This is a genomic window from Arthrobacter sp. UYEF3 (assembly GCF_040546245.1).
In the GTDB taxonomy this organism is placed as follows: Bacteria; Actinomycetota; Actinomycetes; order Actinomycetales; family Micrococcaceae; genus Arthrobacter.
Map to the genome: position 1 here is coordinate 135,319 of NZ_JBEPNK010000004.1, position 23,126 is coordinate 158,444.

Annotated in this window: 25 protein-coding genes; 18 read left to right on the top strand and 7 right to left on the bottom strand. The window is 68.0% G+C overall.

Features of this window, described 5'->3' with window-relative positions; genetic code table 11:
* Positions 1-8 precede the first annotated feature (8 nt).
* On the bottom strand, positions 9-461 hold the full coding sequence (locus ABIB14_RS04315) for a hypothetical protein (protein ID WP_354234306.1): 453 nt from the start codon (positions 459-461) through the stop codon (positions 9-11).
* Positions 462-741: 280 nt separating this feature from the next.
* Positions 742-993, bottom strand: coding sequence for a hypothetical protein (locus ABIB14_RS04320; protein WP_354234308.1), 252 nt, complete (start codon positions 991-993; stop codon positions 742-744).
* Positions 994-1,238: 245 nt separating this feature from the next.
* Between ABIB14_RS04320 and ABIB14_RS04325 the strand changes: the two genes are divergently transcribed.
* From ABIB14_RS04325 to rpsO, 4 genes are all read left to right on the top strand, one after another.
* Positions 1,239-2,231, top strand: a complete 993-nt coding sequence (locus ABIB14_RS04325) for a bifunctional riboflavin kinase/FAD synthetase (protein WP_354234309.1) — start codon at positions 1,239-1,241, stop codon at positions 2,229-2,231.
* 19 nt (positions 2,232-2,250) lie between these two features.
* Positions 2,251-3,105 (top strand): tryptophan 2,3-dioxygenase, encoded by an 855-nt coding sequence (gene kynA / locus ABIB14_RS04330; RefSeq protein ID WP_354234310.1) that lies wholly within the window; start codon positions 2,251-2,253, stop codon positions 3,103-3,105.
* Positions 3,102-4,376: a kynureninase gene (locus tag ABIB14_RS04335; RefSeq protein WP_354234311.1), complete on the top strand. Its 1,275-nt coding sequence runs from the start codon at positions 3,102-3,104 to the stop codon at positions 4,374-4,376. The genes kynA and ABIB14_RS04335 overlap by 4 nt, the downstream gene beginning before the upstream one ends.
* 192 nt (positions 4,377-4,568) lie before the next feature.
* On the top strand, positions 4,569-4,838 hold the full coding sequence (gene rpsO / locus ABIB14_RS04340; RefSeq protein WP_354234312.1) for a 30S ribosomal protein S15: 270 nt from the start codon (positions 4,569-4,571) through the stop codon (positions 4,836-4,838).
* A gap of 6 nt (positions 4,839-4,844) precedes the next feature.
* Here rpsO and ABIB14_RS04345 read toward each other — a convergent pair whose 3' ends face one another.
* The gene (locus ABIB14_RS04345; protein ID WP_354234313.1) at positions 4,845-5,060 is read right to left on the bottom strand and encodes a hypothetical protein; all 216 of its coding nucleotides are present in this window, start codon (positions 5,058-5,060) and stop codon (positions 4,845-4,847) included.
* 22 nt (positions 5,061-5,082) lie between these two features.
* Between ABIB14_RS04345 and ABIB14_RS04350 the strand changes: the two genes are divergently transcribed.
* The 3 genes from ABIB14_RS04350 to ABIB14_RS04360 all read left to right on the top strand — a co-directional run bounded on the left by ABIB14_RS04350 (position 5,083) and on the right by ABIB14_RS04360 (position 9,427).
* The gene (locus ABIB14_RS04350) at positions 5,083-7,332 is read left to right on the top strand and encodes a polyribonucleotide nucleotidyltransferase (protein ID WP_354234434.1); all 2,250 of its coding nucleotides are present in this window, start codon (positions 5,083-5,085) and stop codon (positions 7,330-7,332) included.
* 120 nt (positions 7,333-7,452) lie between these two features.
* Complete coding sequence (locus ABIB14_RS04355; RefSeq protein ID WP_354234314.1) at positions 7,453-8,796, top strand: M16 family metallopeptidase; 1,344 nt, start codon at positions 7,453-7,455, stop codon at positions 8,794-8,796.
* A 145-nt stretch (positions 8,797-8,941) separates the two neighbouring features.
* Positions 8,942-9,427: a DUF1579 domain-containing protein gene (locus ABIB14_RS04360; RefSeq protein WP_354234315.1), complete on the top strand. Its 486-nt coding sequence runs from the start codon at positions 8,942-8,944 to the stop codon at positions 9,425-9,427.
* A 117-nt stretch (positions 9,428-9,544) separates the two neighbouring features.
* On the opposite strand, the gene ABIB14_RS04365 is transcribed toward ABIB14_RS04360, so the two are convergent.
* Positions 9,545-9,826 (bottom strand): hypothetical protein, encoded by a 282-nt coding sequence (locus tag ABIB14_RS04365; protein WP_354234316.1) that lies wholly within the window; start codon positions 9,824-9,826, stop codon positions 9,545-9,547.
* A gap of 172 nt (positions 9,827-9,998) precedes the next feature.
* Here ABIB14_RS04365 and ABIB14_RS04370 point away from each other — a divergent pair, with 172 nt between their 5' ends.
* A complete protein-coding gene (locus tag ABIB14_RS04370) occupies positions 9,999-11,135 on the top strand; it encodes a response regulator transcription factor (protein ID WP_354234317.1) in 1,137 nt (378 codons plus the stop codon).
* A gap of 37 nt (positions 11,136-11,172) precedes the next feature.
* Here ABIB14_RS04370 and ABIB14_RS04375 read toward each other — a convergent pair whose 3' ends face one another.
* Together ABIB14_RS04375 and moaA are read right to left on the bottom strand one after the other, a co-directional pair.
* On the bottom strand, positions 11,173-11,442 hold the full coding sequence (locus tag ABIB14_RS04375; protein ID WP_354234318.1) for a MoaD/ThiS family protein: 270 nt from the start codon (positions 11,440-11,442) through the stop codon (positions 11,173-11,175).
* 7 nt (positions 11,443-11,449) lie between these two features.
* Complete coding sequence (gene moaA / locus ABIB14_RS04380) at positions 11,450-12,586, bottom strand: GTP 3',8-cyclase MoaA (protein WP_354234319.1); 1,137 nt, start codon at positions 12,584-12,586, stop codon at positions 11,450-11,452.
* A gap of 66 nt (positions 12,587-12,652) precedes the next feature.
* Between moaA and ABIB14_RS04385 the strand changes: the two genes are divergently transcribed.
* From ABIB14_RS04385 to ABIB14_RS04415, 7 genes are all read left to right on the top strand, one after another.
* A complete protein-coding gene (locus tag ABIB14_RS04385; RefSeq protein WP_354234320.1) occupies positions 12,653-14,281 on the top strand; it encodes a molybdopterin-dependent oxidoreductase in 1,629 nt (542 codons plus the stop codon).
* A 26-nt stretch (positions 14,282-14,307) separates the two neighbouring features.
* On the top strand, positions 14,308-15,525 hold the full coding sequence (locus ABIB14_RS04390) for a molybdopterin molybdotransferase MoeA (RefSeq protein ID WP_354234322.1): 1,218 nt from the start codon (positions 14,308-14,310) through the stop codon (positions 15,523-15,525).
* Between the two features lie 113 nt (positions 15,526-15,638).
* The gene (gene moaC, locus ABIB14_RS04395) at positions 15,639-16,097 is read left to right on the top strand and encodes a cyclic pyranopterin monophosphate synthase MoaC (RefSeq protein WP_354234435.1); all 459 of its coding nucleotides are present in this window, start codon (positions 15,639-15,641) and stop codon (positions 16,095-16,097) included.
* Positions 16,094-16,621, top strand: a complete 528-nt coding sequence (locus ABIB14_RS04400) for a MogA/MoaB family molybdenum cofactor biosynthesis protein (protein ID WP_354234323.1) — start codon at positions 16,094-16,096, stop codon at positions 16,619-16,621. Before moaC ends, ABIB14_RS04400 begins: the two co-directional genes overlap by 4 nt.
* Positions 16,611-17,078 (top strand): molybdenum cofactor biosynthesis protein MoaE, encoded by a 468-nt coding sequence (locus tag ABIB14_RS04405; RefSeq protein ID WP_354234324.1) that lies wholly within the window; start codon positions 16,611-16,613, stop codon positions 17,076-17,078. The genes ABIB14_RS04400 and ABIB14_RS04405 overlap by 11 nt, the downstream gene beginning before the upstream one ends.
* Positions 17,079-17,130: 52 nt before the next feature.
* On the top strand, positions 17,131-17,889 hold the full coding sequence (gene dapB, locus ABIB14_RS04410; RefSeq protein WP_354234326.1) for a 4-hydroxy-tetrahydrodipicolinate reductase: 759 nt from the start codon (positions 17,131-17,133) through the stop codon (positions 17,887-17,889).
* Positions 17,889-18,377, top strand: coding sequence for a hypothetical protein (locus ABIB14_RS04415; protein ID WP_354234327.1), 489 nt, complete (start codon positions 17,889-17,891; stop codon positions 18,375-18,377). The genes dapB and ABIB14_RS04415 overlap by 1 nt, the downstream gene beginning before the upstream one ends.
* A gap of 68 nt (positions 18,378-18,445) precedes the next feature.
* On the opposite strand, the gene ABIB14_RS04420 is transcribed toward ABIB14_RS04415, so the two are convergent.
* Positions 18,446-19,696, bottom strand: a complete 1,251-nt coding sequence (locus tag ABIB14_RS04420) for a heparan-alpha-glucosaminide N-acetyltransferase domain-containing protein (protein WP_354234328.1) — start codon at positions 19,694-19,696, stop codon at positions 18,446-18,448.
* 100 nt (positions 19,697-19,796) lie between these two features.
* Between ABIB14_RS04420 and ABIB14_RS04425 the strand changes: the two genes are divergently transcribed.
* From ABIB14_RS04425 to ABIB14_RS04435, 3 genes are read left to right on the top strand one after another with little or no spacing between them, the layout of a single operon-like run.
* On the top strand, positions 19,797-20,225 hold the full coding sequence (locus tag ABIB14_RS04425) for a hypothetical protein (protein WP_354234329.1): 429 nt from the start codon (positions 19,797-19,799) through the stop codon (positions 20,223-20,225).
* 58 nt (positions 20,226-20,283) lie between these two features.
* On the top strand, positions 20,284-21,192 hold the full coding sequence (dapA, locus tag ABIB14_RS04430; RefSeq protein ID WP_354234331.1) for a 4-hydroxy-tetrahydrodipicolinate synthase: 909 nt from the start codon (positions 20,284-20,286) through the stop codon (positions 21,190-21,192).
* 60 nt (positions 21,193-21,252) lie between these two features.
* A complete protein-coding gene (locus ABIB14_RS04435; RefSeq protein WP_354234332.1) occupies positions 21,253-22,941 on the top strand; it encodes a ribonuclease J in 1,689 nt (562 codons plus the stop codon).
* Positions 22,942-23,126: the final 185 nt, after the last annotated feature.

The window sequence follows — 23,126 nt, forward strand, 5'->3', positions numbered from 1 at the left end:
TTGGGGGGTCAGCCGGTCTTGAAGGGGAGCGGGGTGCCGGCCGGGAACTGGACGGTGCCCTGGTCCGGCGTCATCGTGAACCATTCGCCGTTCTGGTCTGTGAGGAACATGAGTTTCCGGCTGCCGTCGTCGAGCGGGTCGCCGGCGGGGTAGGTTTTTCCGCACGTCACCGGCCTGGCGGCGACGCGGACGGTTCCGAGCCCGAGGCCGCCCTTGAGTACTTGCTCGACTGCCACCTCGTGAACGTTGGCCTGGTAACCGTAGCTCCGGGTCTCTCCGTCCCGCTTCAGCGGCGTACCGATGACCACCGCGCCAGCGTGGTCGAAGCGCTGTTGCATCGTCTCGAAACTGACCCAGTCGACGCAGACATCTGTCCGGACGGCGCCCGGATTCAACCAGCACCCGCTAAGCACTGCACCGGACAGGCCGCCCATCATCGCTGCCGCCACCAGTCTGCGCATGCTCAGACCATAACTGCTCCCCGGAAGGAGATCCATAGAAAGTTGTCTGTTGGAGCGCCAGTTCGGCGAAGCCGCCGGTGGGGGAGTTGGCGAAGTCAGCGGAACCGTGGGGAACCGCGGTACGGGCCGAAGCCCGCTCATAGACTGGACTATGCACGGTGGCTTTCGCTGCTACGGCTGCTACGGCTGATCCGCCGCTCGCTCCGCCGGGTCGTCGCGCCGGAAGAAGTCTGCAACGGCAACCGGGAATCGTTCAAACGACTCTTCGCCCGCGACTCGATCATAGGATGGCATTTCCGCTCGTTCGGCCGTAAACGACGGGTGATGCGCTCACTGCGAAAAGCTCCAGGCAATGCGGAGATCCTGATCTTCCCGCACCCATGCCGCCGAGCTCCTGCCCGCCGCCACGCAGGTCGCCAAGGCTGGCCGCCGCAGCCTCCACCGCGGTCTGGGCGGTCTGCCGGTGAGTTCCAAGCATGTCGACAAGCTGGTCGACCGGGATCTGCCCGAGGATGTCCTGGAGTTCACTCATCGTGTTCTCCTTCAGCCGCGGGCCGGCCCGCCGCTGGCGTCGGCTCCGCGGCCGGTCGTCGGCCGCATCGGCGTCGCAGGACTGCTGCTCTTGCAGCGTAGCGTCGGGGAGTCAGAGCCGGAAGGGCTCCGCTGAGGCGCCGGGCGCCGTCCGTGAACCGGGATGATTGCAGGTAATCTTAGAGAGTTCCGGAGCCGGCCCGACCCCTCCGGAGGATTCACGGCAGGCAGCAAAAGGCGAGGTAGATGGTCCACATCTGGAACGATTTGTCCGAGGTACCGGCTGGCTTCGGCCCGTCCGTGGTCACGTTCGGCAACTTCGACGGCGTGCACCGCGGCCACCAGCAGGTGCTCTCGCAGCTCATCCGTACCGCCCGGCTGAACCAGGCGCGCGCCGTCGCGATCACTTTTGACCCGCACCCGGCGCAAGTGCACCGCCCCGAATCAGCCCCCGAGTTGATTATGGGTCTTGAGGACAAGCTTGTTGCCCTCGGCGAACTGGGTCTGGATGCTGTCCTGGTGATGAAGTATTCGCTCGAACTTGCCAGCCTCACGCCGGAGGAATTCGTTTCCGCCGTGCTCGTCGATGCGCTTAAGGCCAGCCATGTGGTGATCGGCCACGACGCCCGTTTCGGCCGCGGCAACTCCGGGGACCTGGAAACGATGAAGGAGTTGGGGGCAAAGCTCGGTTTCGCGGTCCAGGTGATCAGTGAGTTTGGCTCCGAAGGCTACCCGCTGCATGAGGACCACGACGGCGGCCCGGGCGACCGCCGTTGTTCCTCGTCCTGGGTGCGGGAAGCGCTGCGGCAGGGCGACGTCGCCACCGCCGCCGCCGTCCTGGGCCGGCCGCACCGGATGCGCGGCGAGGTGGTCCACGGTGCCGCCCGCGGCCGCGACCTCGGATTCCCCACGGCCAACCTTTCCGCCGCCGCCAGCGGCTACATCCCGGCCGACGGCATTTACGCAGGCTGGCTCGTGGACCAGGCCGGTACCCGGTGGCCGGCGGCCATTTCCGTCGGCTCCAACCCGACCTTCGACGGCGTCAGCCGGCAGGTCGAGGCCCACGTAATCGACCGCCCGGAAGAGGCCGTCGAAGACTTCGACCTTTACGGCCAGAGCGTGGTGGTCGAGTTTGTGGCCCGTTTGCGCGGCATGGTCGCGTACCGTGGCCCTGAGGCGCTCGTCGAACAGATGCGCCTGGACGTGGTCCAGGCCCACGGCCTCCTGTTCGCCGGCTAGCGCCAGGAAGGCAAGAGACATGACGATCGAGAAAAATACGCGTGAGCTGGACCAGGACATTGTCCGCGATTTCAGCTCCCGGATGAGCTACGCCTCGTACCTGCAACTGCCGACGTTGCTCAGCGCCCAGCAGCCGGTCAGCAAGCCGGAACACCACGATGAGCTTCTGTTCATTGTCCAGCACCAGACCACGGAACTGTGGCTCAAGTTGATGCTGCACGAGCTCCGCAGCGCGGCCGCATGGCTCCGCACCGACGACCTCGGCTCCGCGCTCAAGGCCATCGCCCGGGTCAAGCACATCCAGAAGACCCTCACCGAGCAATGGTCAGTGCTGGCCACCCTGACACCAACCGAGTACTCCCAATTCCGCGGGTTCCTCGGCAACTCGTCCGGGTTCCAGTCCAGCCAGTACCGGGCGGTGGAATTCCTGCTCGGCAACAAGAACCGCAAGATGCTGCCCGTCTTCGAATCGGACCCCGAAGCCCACGCGACGCTGTTGGAACTGCTGGAATCCCCAAGCATCTACGACGATTTCCTCGCCTACCTCAAGCGCCAGGGCTTCGCAGTGCCGGCCTCGCTGCTCAACCGGGACGTCAGCCAGGCCCACGTGTTCTGCCCGGACCTGGTCCCGGTGTTCAAGGACATCTACGAAAATGCGGCCAGCAACTGGGGCGCCTACGAGGCCTGCGAAGAACTCGTGGACCTGGAGGACAACTTTCAGCTCTGGCGCTTCCGGCACCTGCGCACCGTGCAACGCACCATCGGCATGAAAGGCGGAACCGGCGGATCCAGCGGCGCCGCCTTCCTGCAGAAAGCCCTCGAGCTGACCTTCTTCCCCGAGCTGTTCGCGGTCCGCACGGAGATCGGGCAATGAGCGCCGGTCAGTCGGCCCCGGCCGGTCAGTCGGAATCGGCGGGCGGCGACACCCTGTGGCGTCGCGCCGTCGGACTCGATGCCGCGGACCCGCTCGCTGCCTACCGCGCCCACTTTGTCGGAACAGACACGGAGCTGTCCTACCTCGACGGCAACTCACTTGGCCGCCCGCTGAAGCGGACCGCCACCGACATCGCCGCCTTTATCCAGGACAGCTGGGGTGGCCGCCTCATCCGGGGCTGGGACGAGGAATGGCTGGAACTGCCGCAGGCCATCGGCGACCAGCTCGGCCGAGCCGTGCTCGGTGCCGCACCCGGGCAGACCATCATCGCGGATTCCACCACCGTGGCGCTTTATAAGCTGATCCGCGCAGCGCTGGCCGCAGTGACCGATCCGGACCGCACCGAGATTGTGCTGGACACGGACAATTTCCCCACCGACCGCTACCTGGTCGAAGGCATCGCCCGCGAAGAAGGCCTCACACTGCGCTGGATCGACGCCGATCCCGCCGCCGGCGTCACCGCCGGACAGGTGCGCGCCGCCACCGGCCCGGCCACCGCCGTCGTGGTCCTGAGCCAGATCGCCTACCGCTCCGGGTTCCTCGCAGACCTGCCGGGCATCACCGCCGCCGTGCACGACGCCGGCGCCACGGTGGTCTGGGATCTGTGCCACTCCGCCGGGTCGGTGGAGATCGGACTGGACGCCGCGGGCGTCGACTTCGCCGCCGGCTGCACCTACAAGTACCTGAACGGGGGACCGGGCTCGCCCGCGTTCGCGTACGTCAATGACCGGCACCTGCCGGGCCTGCAGCAGCCGATCTGGGGCTGGATGGGGCGCAAGGACGCCTTCGAAATGGGGCCCGGCTACCAGGCGGCGCCGGGCATACGGGGTTTCCTCAGCGGCACGCCGGCCGTCTTCGGCATGCTTGCCATGCGCGGCACGCTGGACCTGATCGAGGAAATCGGCATGGCAGCCGTCCGGGAGAAGTCTAGGCTGCTGACCGCGTTCGCCGTCGAACTCCATGACGCCTGGCTGGAGCCGGCCGGGGTGCGGCTCGGAACCCCGCGGAACCCGGAGCTTCGCGGCAGCCACGTCACCGTGGACCACCCGGCGTTCCGCGAAATGACGGCGGTGCTTTGGGAACAGGACGTGATCCCGGACTTTCGTGCGCCGCAAGGTATCCGGATCGGGCTTTCGCCCTTGAGTACCTCGTTCACCGAGCTGTACCGGGGCGTCGCGGCGATCCGCGGTCTGCTGCCCGGCTCCGAATAGACGGCGGCCCCCGCCCACGGTTTAGACAACTTCGACGGCGTTCCAGTAAACTAATGGTTGGATCCGGCTGCAGTCCGTGGCGGCTGGTTCTTGTTGTGCAGCGAAGACCGTCCCTCGGGCGGGTATTCCGGCGCGGCACCCCCGGCAGTGCATTACTGACTCGGGCCTCACGGCACATCTCTAGGAGTTATTGTGGCACTTGAAGCCGCTGTAAAGCAGTCCATCATGAAGGAATACGCAACGTCCGAGGGCGACACCGGTTCGCCGGAGGTCCAGGTTGCGGTCCTGACCCAGCGGATCAAGGATCTGACGGAGCACATGAAGGAGCACAAGCACGATTACCACACCCAGCGCGGTCTGCTGGCCATGGTCGGTCGTCGCAAGCGCATGCTCACCTACCTCAAGAACACTGACATCAGCCGCTACCGTGCGCTCATCGAGCGCCTCGGCCTGCGCCGCTAGTCAGCTTTAAAGGGCGGCCTTTTCCATCGGGAAAGGGCCGCCCTCTTCAAAAAAACTCAACAGGAGGATCAACCGCATCGCGCATTCGCGGTCCTCGGTAGTGATCTCCGGGAACGGCGTCAAGGATTGACGCCGTAGCCCGTGGGTCTCGATCGATGACCGGGTGTAGTGCAGGCCAGTCGACAGATGCTGGCCTGGGTTGATGCGGCTGGACTCCGTCAACCAGGAAACGGAGGTGACTCTCTTGGAGGGTCCCGAAATCCAGTTCTCAGAAGCCGTCATTGACAATGGCCGCTTCGGCAAGCGGGTTATCCGCTTTGAAACCGGCCGTCTTGCCAAGCAGGCAGCCGGCGCAGCCATGGTCTACATCGACGAAGAGACCGCGCTGCTCTCCGCCACCACCGCAGGCAAGCACCCGCGCGAAGGCTTCGACTTCTTCCCGCTGACCGTCGACGTCGAAGAGCGCATGTACGCCGCCGGCCGCATCCCGGGCTCGTTCTTCCGCCGCGAAGGCCGTCCCTCCACGGAGGCAATCCTTGCCTGCCGCCTGATGGACCGCCCGCTGCGCCCCGCGTTCGTCAAGGGCCTGCGCAACGAGGTCCAGATCGTCGTCACCGTGCTCTCCATCAACCCGGACGAGCTGTACGACGTCGTCGCGATCAACGCGTCCTCGATGTCCACCCAGCTCTCCGGCCTGCCTTTCTCCGGTCCGATCGGCGGCGTCCGCGTTGCCCTCGTCGCCGACGAGCACGGCTCGCAGTGGGTTGCGTTCCCGAAGCACTCCCAGCTCGAGAACGCCGTCTTCAACATGGTCGTTGCCGGGCGCATCAAGAACGATGACGTCGCGATCATGATGGTTGAAGCCGAAGCCACCGACAACTCCTGGAACCTCATCAAGGAACAGGGCGCCACCGCCCCGACCGAAGAGGTTGTTTCCGAAGGCCTCGAGGCTGCCAAGCCGTTCATCAAGGCCCTCTGCGAAGCCCAGTCCGACCTGGCGGCCCGCGCTGCCAAGCCGACCGTCGAGTTCCCGGTGTTCCTGGACTACCAGGACGACGTCTACGCCGCTGTTGAGTCCGCTGCCGCCGAGAAGCTGGCCGCTGTCTTCCAGATCGCCGACAAGCAGGAACGCGACGCCGCTTCCGACGCGCTCAAGGACGAGGTCACCTCCTCCCTGGCCGGCCAGTTCGTCGGCCGTGAGAAGGAGCTGTCCGCAGCCTTCCGCTCCGTCACCAAGCACGTTGTCCGCCAGCGCATCCTGACGGACCAGATCCGCATTGACGGCCGCGGCCTGACGGACATCCGCCAGCTCACCGCCGAGGTTGAAGTTCTGCCCCGCGTCCACGGCTCGGCCATCTTCGAACGCGGCGAGACTCAGATCATGGGTGTCACCACGCTGAACATGCTCAAGATGGAACAGCAGATCGACTCGCTGTCTCCGGTGACGCGCAAGCGCTTCATGCACAACTACAACTTCCCGCCGTACTCCACCGGTGAGACCGGCCGCGTCGGTTCTCCGAAGCGCCGCGAAATCGGCCATGGCGCCCTCGCGGAGCGCGCCATCATGCCGGTGCTGCCGTCCCGCGAGGAATTCCCCTACGCGATCCGCCAGGTCTCTGAGGCGCTCAGCTCCAACGGTTCGACGTCGATGGGTTCCGTTTGCGCCTCCACGCTGTCCCTGCTCAACGCAGGTGTGCCGCTGAAGGCGCCCGTTGCCGGTATCGCCATGGGCCTGGTCTCCGACCAGGTTGACGGCCAGACCCGCTACGCCGCCCTGACCGACATCCTCGGCGCCGAAGATGCCTTCGGTGACATGGACTTCAAGGTTGCCGGTACCGCCGAGTTCGTCACGGCCATCCAGCTGGACACCAAGCTCGACGGTATCCCCGCCTCGGTCCTGGCCGCCGCGCTGAAGCAGGCCCGCGAAGCGCGCCTGCACATCCTGGACGTGCTGAACTCCGCGATCGACACCCCGGACGAGCTCTCCGAGTTCGCGCCGCGCGTCATCGCGGTCAAGATCCCGGTAGACAAGATCGGCGAGGTCATTGGCCCGAAGGGCAAGATGATCAACCAGATCCAGGAAGACACCGGAGCCGACATCTCGATCGAGGACGACGGCACCGTCTACATTGGCGCCACCAACGGCCCGTCTGCCGACGCAGCACGGTCCGCGATCAACGCCATCGCCAACCCGCAGATCCCGGAAATCGGCGAACGCTACCTGGGCACGGTCGTCAAGACCACCACCTTCGGTGCCTTCGTTTCCCTGACCCCGGGCAAGGACGGTCTGCTGCACATCTCCGAGCTGCGCAAGATCGCCGGCGGCAAGCGCGTGGACAACGTCGACGACGTCGTCTCCGTCGGCCAGAAGATCCAGGTGGAAATCACCAAGATCGACGACCGCGGAAAGCTCTCCCTCTCCCCGGTTGTGACCGAAGAGGCAGGCTCCGAGAACGCTGCCGACGCTGAGGTCTCCGAGGAGTCCGGCGAGTAGTCTTCCTGACCCAAGCGGCGGGGCCGGTGGATTGCTCCACCGGCCCCGCGGCCGTTAAAGGCAGGTAGGATTGCAGGCAGATTTGGCACATTTTTGTGACGTTTTTTTGGAAAGGCCTTGATGACTGTCGTCCCCCTGCCGCTTGAGCAGAACCAGCACGCTGACACCCTCATTCACGGAGCCGACGGCGGCTCGGAAGTGCGGCGCTCCGTGCTCCCTGGCGGTGTCCGGGTGCTAACCGAGGCCATGCCGGGGCAGCGGTCGGCGACCATCGGTTTCTGGGTCGGCGTCGGCTCGCGCGACGAAGCCCCCGGGCAGCACGGCTCCACCCACTTCCTGGAGCACCTGCTGTTCAAGGGCACCAAGCGGCGTACGGCGCTGGAAATCGCCTCCGCCTTCGACGAAGTGGGCGGCGAATCGAACGCCGCCACCGCCAAGGAAAGCACCTGCTACTTCGCCCGTGTGCTGGACACGGACCTGCCGATGGCGATCGACGTGATCGCGGACATGATTACCGGCGCCGTGCTGGACCCGCAGGAGATGGAGCAGGAACGCGACGTCATTCTCGAGGAAATCGCCATGGACAGCGACGACCCGACCGACGTCGCCCACGAACACTTTGTTGCCGCCGTCCTCGGCACCCACCCGCTTGGACGGCCGATCGGCGGCACCCCCGACGCGATCCGCGCCGTCGCGCGCGACTCCGTCTGGGACCACTACCGCCGCTACTACCGCCCGGACGAGCTCGTCATCACCGCCGCCGGGGGATTGGACCACGACGTCGTCTGCGGACTCGTAGTGGGCGCCCTGGATGCCGCCGGCTGGGACCTCGAGCACGACGCCGCCCCGGTGCAGCGCCGCTCCACCGACCGCGCCGCGATCACCGGCACCGCGGGGTTGCATGTGGTCAAGCGGCCGGTGGAACAGGCCAACATCATCATGGGCTGCCCGTCGCTGGTTGCCACGGACGACCGACGCTTTGTGATGAGCGTGCTCAACGCTGTCCTCGGCGGCGGCATGTCCTCCCGGCTGTTCCAAGAGGTCCGCGAGAAGCGCGGGCTGGTGTACTCCACATACTCCTTCGCCTCTTCCTACGCCGACGCCGGCTACTTCGGCATGTACGCCGGCTGCACACCGTCAAAGGTCCGACAGGTCCTGGACCTCCTCGGCGCCGAACTGGACAAGCTGGCCGAAGGCGGCATCTCCGAGGAGGAACTGCACAAGGCCGTCGGCCAGCTCAGCGGCGGGATCGTCCTGGCCCTGGAGGACACAGGCTCGCGGATGTCCCGGCTTGGCCGCGCCGAGCTGGTTTCCGGCGAATACCAGGACATCGACGAGACGCTGCGACAGATCAAGGCGGTCACCGCCGCCGACGTCCAGGAGCTGGCGCGCGAGCTCGCGACGGCCCCGCGCACTGTCACCGTGGTCGGTCCCTTTGAGGAATCCGAGACCTTCGGCCTCTAAGCCGGGGCCGCCGTCGGAGCCTGTGAGCAAAATCCCCGGCCGGGCCGAACCTTTACAGCCGGGCGGTGCGGCGTGATGATGGTGGCGGGGCCACACAGGAGGGCCACACAGGAGGGCCACACGGTAGGGCCACCTCGGAGGAAGCATGGACCGACCGCTGCCAGGCAGCGCACACGAGGCGCTCGAGGGGTTCCTCGGGCACTGGAGCGGCAGTACGCAGTGGGAAGCCACGGCCTGGGGCCCTGCCCGCACCGCCGCGGCCGAGGTCGTCTTCGCCCGCGCCGCCGCTGGCCTCGCCGTGACCATGAGTTACCGCCACTTCGACTCCGACGGCTCCAAAACTGAAGGCGTAGGCGTTTTCACCGCGGACCGGTCCCACCCCGACACGCTGTGGTATCACGTGAACAGCATGGGCCTGCCCCCGGAAGCTCCGGCGAGGGCAAGCTGGCACGAAGGCGCGCTGACCATCGAGCGGCGCAGCGACCGCGGCACGGCCCGACACACGCTCCGGGTCCGGGACGGCCGGCTGATCTACGCGGCCGGGCTCCGGCTGGGCCGCGCGAGCGAGTTCAGCCCGTTCATGACCACCGTCTGCCGCAGGGTCCCGGAAACCTCCGCCGTCCCCGCCTGAGCCGGGGCAGCGCCCGCGCGTCGCGCGGGTTGCTCAACGAGCAGGCCCGGCGCGGCCCGGAGTTGGACGGCACCGGGTGGAGGGTGACGGCGCCGGGTGCCGCGTGGTGCCGGCGGATCAGGAATCGGCCGCCAGGATCCTCGTTTTCGGCGCACCTTGGAGGGCGGGGGACGCGGCGGCGGAATTCCAGACGGTTGCCTTAAGGTGCGCGAGGAGTGCTTCCGCCTCGGGCCGCTGCTCGAAATCGAGCTCCACGACGACGTAGTGCGGATCGTCCACGGGGCGGCTGATCCGGTGCGCGGTCACCCCCGCCGCGGCCCGGTTGACCGGATCACGGTCGAACGCAGTCTTCCACATCCCGAAATCCTTGATGGCATGCTCAATCTGCAGGGTGTACATGGCAATCGCTCCTTCTAATTTCCCGTTCGGTGCTGATGACTGACGTTAGGCGCGGCCGTCAGGTGCCCGCTATCCCAGAATTCTGGGTGGCCGCCGGCCTCCCAGCACGGGTGCGGCAGGCATTATCTCCTCTGAGATTCAGCTGGTACGGGGCAAGGGCCATACTGATTCCATGACCACCAGTAGGGCGCTGGGCCGGAGCGTGGAACGCATCGGTCAAATCTGCCGGGACGTGCACGACGACAAGGAATTGCGCCGCGGAGTCCTTGCGGAAATTGGGGCGGTGGTGCCGTTCAGTGCCTATGCCTGGCCGTTGTCGGACCCCGAATCGGCTACCGGCATCTCACCGATGGCCAGGACTCCCTGTCCGGTTGAGCTGCCGGAGCTGATCCGGCTCAAGTACCTGACGCCGCACTGCCGCTGGACCCGCCTGATGGCTGAGCGCAGGCCGGCCATGACCCTGCTGATGGTCACCGGTGGGCACCCGGAGCGGAGCCCCCTCTGGAACGGGCTGCTGAACCGCTACGGGGTGACGGATGTGCTGTCCGCAGTCTTCGCGGACAAACATGGGTGCTGGGGCTGGCTGGACCTGTGGCGTGACAGGGAGGACGGTACGTTCTCCGGGACGGAGACAGACTACCTCGCCGCGGCCGCCCCGCTGTTGGCAGCCGGCCTGCGGCAAAGCCGGGCGGCGCAGTGGCGGCGGGACACGGAAGTCGGCGGTCCGGGTTTGCCGGCCGTTCGGAAGTCCTTGCCGCCGCAGGCCGTGCTGGTCCTCGACGAGCGGCTGGCTCTGGTGGGACAGACCACATCGGCCTGCAACTGGCTGGAGCTGCTTCAGCGCGGGCCGCGGCCCTATGAGGGTATTCCGGCGGAGGTCCTCAACGTCGCCGCCCAACTATTGGCCCGGGCGGCCGGGGTGGATGTCCACCCGGCCATGTCCCGCGTCCCGCTGGGAGACGGGGCCTGGGCACTGCTGCGCTCCACCCGGCTGAATACCGGACAGGACAGAGCATCGCCCCCGCTCGCTGTGACTATCCAGGAATGCCCAGCGGCGGACCGGCTTGAGGCGTTTGCCCGCAGCTTCGCGCTGACTCCCCAGCAGCACCGGTTGCTGGGACTCGCCGCCAGCGGACTGGATACGGCGGAGCTGGCGGCGGCCCTGCAGATCCGCCCCTACACCGTGCAGGACCAGTTCAAGGCCGTCTTTACCGCCTGCAGCGTCCGGAGCCGGACCGCGCTGCTGGGCATGGCACTCGGAGCCAGGCTGATTTCGGGAGATGCCGCCGCGGGAGCAGGCGGTTTATGAGGAGCCGGCGGATTGTGAGGAGCCGGAAAATCGTTGCCTAGCCGCCGGCAAACGGCGGCAGCACGTCGACTACGTCGTCCGGGCCCACGGCCGCGGCGGACAGGTTCCGGGCCGCGACCTCGTTGATCAGGAAGCTGGAGCGGGACAGGATGCGGGCCAGCGGCGGGGTGCCCTCGGGCGGGTCGGGGCGCTCGACGGCGAGGATCGCCGCCAGCAGGGCGGGCAGGGTGGCGCCGTCGGCGAGGTCGAATTTTTCCTCGTCCATGCCGGCGGCGGCGCGCGCGGCAGCGAAGTAGCGTACGTTCACAGGGGTGTCAGCCTCCGATGGCGCTCATGCTGCGGTCCGGCTGGACGAAGTCCGGGGCGCCCAGCCCGACGTGGTCCATGCCGTGGGCCCGGGGCTTGAGCCACATGGCATCCTGCCAGCGCCCGGCGAGCTGGTCGTCGCTGGCGCCGCCGCGCAGCAACCCCAGCAGATCGGTCTCCTCGCGGGAGAACAGGCAGCTCATGATCTTGCCCTCGGCCGTGATCCGGGTCCGCCGGCAGTCCGCGCAGAACGGTTCGGTGACGGACGCGATGATCCCCACAGTTCCAAGCACCGGACCGGTGGCGGCGTCCGTTCCCGGCACGCGGGCCCGGACCTCGAAGCGCTCGGCCGGGGCGCCGTCGCGCTCCCGCGGATCGGTGCTAAGCACATAGTCCGCGGTGAGCAGTTCGCGGATCTCTGCAGCCGTGATCATGTTCCGGCGGGTCCAGCCGTGGTCGGCATCGAGCGGCATCTGTTCGATGAAGCGCAGTTCGTAACCGCGGTCCAGCGCCCAGGCCAGCAGAGCGGGGGACTCGGCGTCGTTGATGCCGCGCATCAGCACGGCGTTCAGTTTCACGGGGCCCAGCCCGGCGGCCCAGGCGGCGTCCACGCCGGCGAGGACCCGGTTCAGGAAGGGACGGCGGGTCAGCTTGGTGAAGGTCTCTTCGTGCAGGGAATCCAGGGACACGTTGATCCGGGTGAGGCCCGCGGCCTTCAGCCCGGCCGCCTTCTTGTCCAGCCCGACGGCGTTGGTGGTCATGGAGATGGGAAGGTCGGGGTGGGCCTGGCGCAGGGCGGCAATGATGTCCAGCAGGTCGGCCCGGACCAGGGGTTCGCCGCCGGTGAGGCGCAGTTCGCGGACGCCGAGCATGTCGACGCCGATCCGCACGATCCTTACGATTTCAGCCGCCGTCATGACCGCCTGCTTGGCCAGCCACTCGAGGCCTTCGGCGGGCATGCAGTAGCTGCACCGCAGATTGCACTTGTCCGTCAGCGAGAGCCGCATGTCGGTGGCGTGCCGGCCGTAACGGTCTACCAGCCCGGCGGGCAGTCCGTCGGGGCGTCCGGCCGGCTGCGGCGCCGGGACGCCCGCGCCGGGGGCGCTGTCCGGGCGGGGCCGGGGCATGCCAAGCTGAACACTCATACCGTCAGGCTACGCCACTGCGGGCCCGGCATCACGCCCGGACTGTTGCGAACCTATGCTGGAGGTATGAATATCTCCCGGGTCGCTCCGGATACGGCCCTCAGTGGAACGCCTCGGCCGGCCGGCCGGCGCACGGTGTGGTGGGCCGCCGCGGCCGGGGTGGGAGCCGTCGGCGCCGGCGTCGTCCTGGGTGAGCTCGCCGCCGGGCTGCTCAGCCCCTCGGTGTCGCCGGTGACCGCGGTCGGTGGAGCCGTGATCGACGCCGTCCCGCCGGGCGTCAAGGACCAGGTGATCTCTCTTTTCGGCACGGCGGACAAGCTGGCGCTGCTAACCGGCATGGCGCTGGTCATCGCAGGGCTGGCGGCGCTGGCCGGGGTACTGGAATGGCACCGGCGCTTCGCCGGGGTGGCCGTGATCGCCGTCTTTGGGCTGGCGGGCCTCGCCGCCGTCCTGAGCCGGGCCGAGGCCACCGCCAATGCCGTCCCCGTTCCGCTGCTGGCCGCCGTGATTGGCATGCTGTTGCTGCGCTGGTTGATCCGCCGGCTCGGGGAGTGGCGTGAGGCCGCGGGTCAAGAGGCCGGGTCGCGTGAGGCCGCGGGTACGGAGGCCGGGTCGCCGGACCGGCCGGCACGCCGCCGTTTCCTGCAGTCCCTGACCGTCACCGGGGCCATTGTGGCCGTGGGCGGGGTACTGGCGTCCACCCTGCGCGGCGCGGCGGCTGCCGTCGCCGAACTGCGCAGCAAACTGCGCCTGCCCGGCCCGGCGTCCGCTGCCCCGGCCATCCCCGCCGGGGCAGAGTTCGGCCTGCCCGGGCTGTCGCCCCTGGTGACTCCGAACAAGGACTTTTACCGGATCGACACCGCACTGCGTGTCCCGCTCGTGGATCCGCGCGAATGGAAGCTCAAAGTCACCGGCCTGGTGGACCGCGAGATTGAACTGGACTTCGAGGCCCTGCTGGCCAAGCCCCTGACCGAGCGGCACATCACGATTGCGTGCGTCTCCAACGAGGTGGGCGGTGACCTAATCGGCAACGCGTGTTGGCTCGGCTGGCCGGTCCGGGAACTCCTGGCCCAGGCGGGCCCGAAGCCGGGGGCGGACATGGTGCTCTCGCGCAGCGTCGACGGCTGGACGGCCGGGACCCCGCTGGAGGTGCTCACGGACACCCGGGACGCGCTGCTGGTGGTGGGGATGAACGGGGAACCGTTGCCGTTGGAGCACGGCTTCCCGGTCCGGCTCATCGTCCCGGGGCTCTACGGCTATGTCTCGGCGACCAAATGGGTCACCGAACTGAAGGTGACCCGGTTCGCGGACGACGTCGCGTACTGGACCCCGCGTGGCTGGAGCGACCGCGGGCCGATCAAGACGTCGTCGCGGATCGATGTGCCCCGGGGCGGGCGGAGTGTGAACGCCGGGACGGTGAACGTTGGCGGCGTGGCCTGGGCCCAGCACCGCGGCATCGGCAAAGTGGAAGTGCGCGTCAACCGCGGCGACTGGAAACAAGCCGAACTGGCGCCCGCGCTCTCCACCGACACCTGGTGCCAGTGGAAGATCGACCTGCCGCTGGGTCCGGGACACTACGAGGTGCAGGTCCGCGCCACCGATCTGGACGGCGTCCCGCAGGTGCAGGACAGCGCCCCGCCGGCCCCCAACGGGGCCACCGGCTACCACACGGTTACAGTGGACGTGAAGTCCTAGTCCGCCGAGCCAAAGGTCACTAACGTATGCACCGCACCGCGCACAGGCCCGTTACCGTGGAAGCGCACCGGGACAAGTTCCGCGCCCTGCTGGCACCCTTGGCCGCCCGCATCCAGACGGTCCCTCTCCGGGAGGCCTTGGGCCGCGGACTGGCCGCCGACGTCACGGCTCCGCTGGACCTGCCGCCCTTCGCTAACTCGCAGATGGACGGCTTCGCCATCCGCAGTGCGGACGTCCGCGACGGCGGCGCGGAACTGCGCGTCGCCGCCCCGATCCCGGCCGGCACCCAACCCGCCGCACTGGCCCCGGGCAGCGCCGCTCCGATCATGACGGGAGCCCCGATCCCGGCCGGAGCCGACGCCGTCGTCCCGATAGAACTGGCCGTTCCGGATTCCTTTCCCGAACCCGGAGCGGACGCCACGGTCCGCCTGCCGGCCGCCCCGGCAGGGAACTTCGTCCGCGACGCCGGCAGCGACATCGCCGCCGGGCAGACGGCGCTGGCCGCCGGGACCTTCCTGGGTCCCGGCCAGCTCGGTCTGCTGTCCGCGCTGGGCCTCGCCGAGGTGCCGGTGCATGCGGTGCCGCGGGTCCTGCTGGTCACGACCGGAGACGAGGTGGTGGAACCGGGCAGGCCGCTGCAGCCCGGCAAAATCTACGACGCCAACGGCACCCTCCTCGACTCGGCGCTGCGCCAGGCGGGCCTGAACGTGACGCGGACCGGCATCTCCGCAGACGACCCCGGAGAACTCGCGCGGCTGCTGCAGACCCACGCGCCGGAGGTGGATCTGATCGTCACCACCGGGGGAGTCAGCAAGGGCGCCTACGAGGTGGTCCGGCAGGCGCTGGCGGGGCACGACGTCGAATTCGGTGCCGTGGCCATGCAGCCGGGTGGCCCGCAGGGCATCGGAACTTTCGACGGCGTCCCCATCCTCGGTTTCCCGGGGAACCCGGTCAGCTGCCTCGTCTCCTTCGAGATGTTCCTCCGGCCGGTGCTCGCCGAATTGTTCGGCTCGCCGGCGCCCCGCACGACGGTCCGGGCCCGGCTTGCCGAGGCCCTGTCCTCCCCGGAAAACAAGCACCAGGTCCGGCGCGGCTCGCTCGGCCCGGACGGCACCGTCCGGCTCGAAGGCGGCCCGGGCTCCCATCTGGTGCACGCCCTGGCCCGGGCCAACGCCCTGGTGCAGATCCCGGTGGGAACCGCAGCGCTCGCCGTCGGCGATGAGGTGGAAGTATGGGTGCTGTGAACGCAACAGGGAACAACGCACAAGGTAACAACGAACCAGGTAACAATCCAACACGGAGCAGCCCAACACGGAACAGCCCAACACGGAACAGCGGCGGCTCCGACAAACCGGTCCTGACCCATCTCCGGCAGGACGGCACCGCCCAGATGGTCGACGTGTCCAACAAGGCCGAGACCACGCGGGAAGCCACGGCCACCGCCACGGTCGACAGCACCGCCGAGGTCCTGGCCCTGCTCGGTGCCGGCGAGCTGCCCAAGGGCGATGCGCTGGCCGTGGCGCGGGTCGCCGGAATCCTGGCCGCCAAGAAAACCCCGGACCTCATCCCGCTGTGCCACCCGCTGCCGCTCACCAAAGTCACCGTCGACTTCGAGCTCGGCGCCGACTCGGTCACCGTGTTCGCCACGGTCAAGACCAGGGGCGTGACCGGGGTGGAGATGGAAGCCCTCACCGCAGCCTCCGTCGCGGCCCTCAGCGTGTACGACATGATCAAGGCCGTGGACAAGCATGCGGTACTGACGGACATCAAGGTGCTGGCCAAGAGCGGCGGCAAGAGCGGGGATTGGACACTGTGACCCTTCCAGGAATAAACCAGCCCGAACCACACCGCCACGGCGAAGCCACCGGCCGGAAAGCCGGCATCGTGATCGCCTCCACCCGTGCCGCCGCCGGCGTCTACGAAGACCTCACCGGCCCCGTCATCGCCGACTGGCTCACCGAACACGGCTTCGAGCCGTTCCCCGCGCTGGTGGTGCCCGACGGCGCGCCCGTCGGCGGTGCACTGCGCGCGCTGCTGACCCAGCACCCGGCTGTCATCATCACCAGCGGCGGGACCGGGCTCAGCCCCACCGACGCCACCCCGGAAGAGACGCTGCCGCTGCTGGACCGGGAAATTCCCGGCATCATGGAAGGCCTGCGGAGCGCCGGGACGGCCAAGACGCCGATGGCCATGCTGAGCCGCGGCCACGCCGGCGCCGCCGGAAGTACCTTCATCATCAACCTCCCCGGATCCCCGAAGGGCGTCATGGACGGCCTGAGCGTGCTGGACCCGATCATCGGACATCTTTGCGACCAGCTGGAAGGCAGCCATGGACACTGAGGCCGGCTTTGAAATCGTGCATGCAGTCCTCAGCGCCGAGCCCATCTCGGTGGGCCAGGCCGTCGCCGCCGTCGAGTCGGACACGGCCGGGGCGGTGGTGAGCTTTAGCGGCGTCGTCCGGAACCACGACGGCGGCAAACTGGTGCGCCGGCTCAGCTACTCGGCGCATCCGACGGCGCACCAGGTGATGGCCGACGTCGTCGCGCAGCTTGCCGCCGAGCACGCACCCGCCGCCGCGGACGGCACCGCCCAGCCGGTACGGATCTGGGCCGCGCACCGGATCGGCATGCTGGAGATCGGCGACCCCGCCCTGGTCTGCGCCGTCTCCGCCGCGCACCGGGGGCAGGCCTTCGCGGTGTGCTCCGAACTCGTGGACCGGATCAAGGACCAGGTTCCGGTCTGGAAGGAACAGTTCTTCGCCGACGGCACCGTCGAGTGGGTGGGTGCCGGCGGGTAACGCCAGGGTCCCGGTTCCAGCCGGGGTGTGCCGCGGCGGTAGGGTTGACGGCATGACCGAACAACTCGCCGTCGCCGTTCTGGGCGCCAACGGACGCATGGGCGCCGAGGCCGTCAAGGCCGTCGAAGCCGCCGAAGACCTCAAACTCGTCGCGGCCCTGGGCCGGAACGATTCACTCGACGCGCTGGTGGACTCCGGTGCCCGCATTGTGGTGGACCTGACCGTTCCCGACAGCACCGAAGCGAACGTCGCGTTCGCCGTCGAACACGGCATCCACGCAGTCGTTGGCACCACCGGCTGGGACCCTAACCGCCTCTCGCGGCTTGAGGCGCTCCTCGAGGACCGGCCCGGCGTCGGTGTCCTGATTGCCCCGAATTTCGCGCTCGGCTCGGTCCTGGCTTCCGCCTTCGCCGCGAAGGCGTCCCGTTACTTCGAGTCGGTCGAAATCATTGAGCTCCACCACCCGGACAAGGTGGATGCGCCCTCGGGCACAGCAGTGCGCACCGCCGCGCTGATTGCCGCGGAGCGCGCCGAGGCCGGCGTCGCGGCCAGCCCGGATGCCACCACCAGTGAACGCCCGGGGGCACGCGGCTGCGAGGTCGACGGCGTCCGCGTCCACAGCGTCCGCCTCCGCGGACTCGTCGCGCACCAGGAGGTCCTGCTGGGCGGCCCGGGGGAGCAGCTGACCTTCCGTCACGATTCCTTCGACCGGGCCTCCTTCATGCCCGGCGTGCTGCTGGGCGTGCGCAACGTCGCAGCGAACCCGGGCCTCACCGTGGGCCTGGACGGTTACCTGGATCTGGGCCTCTGATGGCCAACGTCCTGACAGCATTCAAGGCCAACCGCACCAAGATCTGGGTGGGTGCGGTGACGCTCCTGCTGGTGTTCTACCTGGTGGTGTCGCTGCAGCGCTCGGTACTGCTGCTATCCGATCCCAACCTGGTCGCGAAGGCCCTCGGAGTCGCGTACCTGCTGTTGCCGATCGTTGGTGCCTGGGCGCTCGTGCGGGAGCTGCTCTTCGGAGCCCGGACCGAACGGATGGCCAAGATCCTGGAGGCGGAAGGCGGCCTGCCCGAGGATACCCTGCCGCGTACGCCCGCCGGCCGGATCATCCGCGAGGCTGCGGACCTGGAGTTCGAGAAGTACCGGGCGGAAGCCGAGGCAGCGCCGGAGGACTGGCGCTCCTGGTTCCGGCTCAGCTGCGCCTACGACGCTGCCGGGGACCGCAAGCGTGCCCGCGCGTCCATGCGCGACGCAGTCCGTCTCTTCCGCGCCCCGTCGCCGGCGACCGGCGCTTAGCGGAGTCCGGCGCTCAGCGGAGGCGGGTCCGGCGGCCGCGGAGGCCGGCGCTCAGCGGAGGCGTGCGCTTAGCGGAGGCCGGCCCGGCCGCCGCGGCCCAGCCGGTTGGCCGCATGGCCCACCCACTCCAACGGTCCACGCCAGGCCAGCTTCGCGAACACACCGCCCAGGATCAAGACCACGACGGCCTGCGACCAATACACGCCTTCCGCGCTCCAGCCGCCAGGGAGCGGATGACCGTACAGGGACGCCATCACGCACAGGTGTGCCGTGTAGAGGCTCAGGGTCAAGGCGCCGGCGCCCCGCAACGGCAAGAGTAGATCCAGCTCCACCCAATCGGCGAGGCGTCTCAGGAGCAGACAAAGACCCACCACCGCGGCGGCAACCCCGGACGTGTGCAGCAGGTCCAGCGTGGTACCCGAATGCGGGGCGCTTGAAGCCAGCCACCACCCAGACCCGGACTGGTCGATCCCGGCGAGGTTCACCTGCAGCAGGCTCGCCAGGGGATACGACGGATCGCCCAGCTGCTCCTGCAGGGCCGCCCGTCCGCCCCAGTCCTCCATCATCACCGTGCTCAGCCATCTGGTACCAACCGCGGCAACTGTTCCGGCCGCCAGCAGGAGTGCCGGAACCGCCGCCGCCGTGAGGGCCAACCTGCCGATCGCCAGACCGATCAGCAGGTAGGCGAGCCATTGCAGGACGGGGTAGTAGCCGGTCAGGAACAAGTCGCCGAGCAACCGGGCGGGGGTGGCCAGGTCCTCCCAGCCGGGGTTGTGGCCAAGCCGCAAGGGCGGCTCGGCGGCCAGCAGCCACGGCCGGAGGAGGTAGGCCAGGACCGGCGTGGCCAGCAGCCAGGCCGCAGCCAGGCCCCAAAGGTGTTTCGGGCGCAGCCCGATGAACGGCAGCACGCAGAGGAACAGCAGCGCATAGTGGACCAGGATCACGGCGATGTTGAGTTTCAGGCCGCCAAGGGAGAGTCCGACGGCGCCCACCACCAGCGCCCGCAGCGCGATACCGCGGCGGGCCGCACAGAGCTCTGCGCCCTCCAGCGGGCGCGCCCTTCCCGTGGAGAGCGCCAGTCCGATCCCCGCGAGAACGGCAAAGAGTGCCGCCGCCCGCCCGGAAAAGGCCAGCCCGACCCAGGTAGGCGTGAGCTGTGCGTCGGACTCGAACGTGGGGAGCACATGCGTGGCCATCATGCCCAGCAACGCCAGCCCCCGGGCCGCGTCGACGCCGGTCAGCCGGGCCGCTGCCGCTTGCCCCCGGCCGTCCTGGAAGGTGTAGCCGTGCCGCGCGAGGTCATCATCCGATCGTCTCATGTCCGGCGTCCGCGCCGGGGTCGCCCAGGACCGGGGCGGCACAGGTCCTGACCAACGGCACCGCCTTGTATTCGAATATATGTTCGAATATTATGACAGCATGAACCACGCATCCGACCCGGCTCCCGACGCTTCCTACACGACAGACGGTTCCTTCAAAACAGGCGGTCCCCACGAAGGGGACGGCGTGCTCAAGGCCATGAGCCCGGGCGTCGTCGATTTCCTTTTCCGGCGGCTGGTTGCGGGGGAGCCTGCGGAAGACGTCCAGTGGCATCAGGAGGGCACCGCCCTCTCCGCCCAAGCGCCCGGCGCCGAGTTGGCACGCCGGCTCGCCGAGACGGATCTGGAGGCGCTCACCCCGACGGAGTTGTTCCACTACGTCCGAGCTGCCCAGCGGCTTACGGCATGGGCCGAAGCCCTGCGCGAAGACGCTGTGAGCCGCTATTGCGCCGCTCCGGCGCCGCATCCCGCCGCCACCGCGCCGCGCCCCGGCCGGCCGGCCACCGCGACGCAGGAGGGCCGAATTTGACGCGCATCACGCCAGCGCCATTGTTCTAACAAGCCGGTGACAGGGTAACGTTTTTCCTATGGCTGACTCTGACATTCGCTCCTACACGTTCGGAACCCTTGTGACCGCCATGGTCACTCCGTTCACCAACGACGGTGGGGTCGACTATCAGCGGTCCGCGGAACTGGCCAACAAGCTCGTCGACGACGGCAACGACGCCCTCGTCATCTCCGGCACCACGGGGGAAACCTCCACGTTGGAAGACGACGAAAAGGAACAGTTGTTCCGTGTCATCGTCGAAGCGGTGGGAGACCGTGCCAAAGTCATCGCCGGCACGGGCACCAACCACACCTCGCACTCGATCGAGATGGCCAAGCGGGCAGTCAAGGCAGGCGCCCATGGCCAGCTGATCGTCACGCCGTACTACAACAAGCCGAGCCAGGCCGGAATCCAGGCCCACATCGAAGCTGTCGCCGACGCCGCTGACCTTCCCGTCATGGTCTACGACATTCCGGGCCGGGCAGGTGTGCCGATCCTGCCGGAAACCATGATCCGGCTCGCGGACCACCCCCGCATCGTCGCCCTTAAGGACGCGAAGGCCGACTTCGCCGCCGTCACCCGCGTGATGGCGAATACTGACCTGGACGTCTACTCCGGTGATGACGGACTGACCCTGCCGTGGATGGCCGCCGGCGCCGTCGGCCTCGTCAGCGTCTCGGCCCACGTGGCCACCAAGCAGTTCCGTGCGATGATCGACGCCGCACTTGCAGGCGATTTTGCCACCGCCCGCACCATACATTTCGAACTGGACCCCGTGGTCCGTGCAGTGATGACCCATATCCAGGGTGCTGTTGCTGCGAAGCAAGTTCTTAAGTGGCAGGGAGTCCTGCCCAACTCGGTTGTCCGTTTGCCCCTCGTGGAGCCGGGCGAAGCCGAGATCGAAACGATCCGCGAGGACTTGGCGGAAGCAGGACTCGTCTTCTCCTGATCCGGCAGCCTTGCCGGATCAGGAGAAGACAACTCCTGCTCCGCTGGAAAGTAGTGCACTATGACCCAAACCGCCCTTCCCGGCCTCGTCACACCGCCGAAACTGCCCAAGAACACCCTGCGGATCGTGCCGCTCGGCGGACTCGGGGAGATCGGCCGCAACATGACGGTCTTCGAAATTGACGGCAAGCTTCTCATTGTTGACTGCGGTGTCCTCTTCCCCGAGGAAACCCAGCCCGGCGTCGATCTGATCCTGCCTGATTTCTCCTACATCAAGGACCGTCTCCAGGACATCGTCGCCGTCGTCCTGACGCACGGCCACGAGGACCACATCGGCGCCGTTCCCTACCTGCTGCGCCTGCGCAACGACATCCCGCTCGTGGGCTCCCAGCTGACGTTGGCCCTGATCGAAGCGAAGCTGCAGGAACACCGGATCAAGCCGACCACCATGATCGTGAGCGAGGGCCAGGTCCAGAAGTTCGGCCCCTTCGAATGCGAATTCGTGGCCGTAAACCACTCGATCCCGGATGCCCTCGCCGTCTTCCTGCGCACCTCGGGCGGCTCCGTCCTGCACACCGGTGACTTCAAGATGGACCAGCTTCCCCTCGACGGCCGGATCACCGACCTGCGCCACTTCGCCAAGCTCGGCGAAGAAGGCGTGGACCTGTTCATGTCCGACTCCACGAACGCCGACGTCCCCGGCTTCACCACCGCGGAAAAGGAAATCGGCCCCACCCTGGACCGGCTCTTCGGCCAGGCTTCCAAACGGATCATCGTGGCCTCCTTCTCCTCGCACGTGCACCGCGTCCAGCAGGTCCTCGACGCTGCCGCGAACCACAACCGCAAGGTGGCTTTCGTCGGCCGCTCCATGGTCCGCAACATGACCATCGCCGCGAAACTGGGCTACCTCGAGGTGCCGGACGGCATCCTGGTCGACATCAAGAACATCGACAACCTGCCGGACAACCGCGTGGTCCTGATGTCCACCGGCTCCCAGGGCGAACCGATGGCGGCGCTGTCCCGCATGGCGAACGGCGACCACCGCGTCGTCGTCGGCCAGGGTGACACCGTGATCCTCGCGTCCAGCCTCATCCCGGGCAACGAGAACGCCGTCTTCCGCATCATTAACGGCCTGCTCAAGCTCGGCGCCGACGTCATCCACAAGGGCAACGCCAAGGTCCACGTCTCCGGCCACGCCGCCGCCGGCGAGCTCCTCTACTGCTACAACATTCTGGAGCCGCTCAACGCGATGCCGGTGCACGGCGAGACGCGCCACCTGATCGCCAACGGCAAGATCGCGCTCGAATCGGGCGTTCCCGAGGAGAGCATCCTGCTGGCCGACAACGGCACCGTCATCGATCTCCGCGACCACCAGGCCGACGTCGTGGGCCAGGTCGAGGTCGGATTCGTCTACGTGGACGGTTCCAGCGTCGGCGAAGTTACCGAAGCCGACCTCAAGGACCGCCAGACGCTCGGCGATGAGGGATTCATCTCCATCATCACCGTCATCCACCGCGCCACCGGCAAGGTGGTCTCCGGGCCCGAAATCCACGCCCGCGGCGTGGCCGAGGACGATTCGGTCTTCGACGAGATCATCCCCAAGATCAACGCAGCGCTCGAGGAAGCCGTCCAGAACCGGGACCACACCTCGCAGCAGCTCCAGCAGGTTGTCCGCCGCGTTGTGGGTACCTGGGTCAACCGCAAGCTGCGCCGCAAGCCCATGATCATCCCGGTGGTCCTCGAAGCCTAAGCGCCGCGCCCGGGCACCAGCACCTGGAACTAAGCAGCAGTTATAAAGCAACAACGCTACGGCCTTCCCCGCCGGCACCGTCCTCCGACGGCGGCCGGCGGGGAAGGCCGTTTTCTGTGCCGGACTCGAATTGGCGGCTCAGAGCCGCCCAACATGGTCCCCGTCCGGCCCGGACATCCACGGTT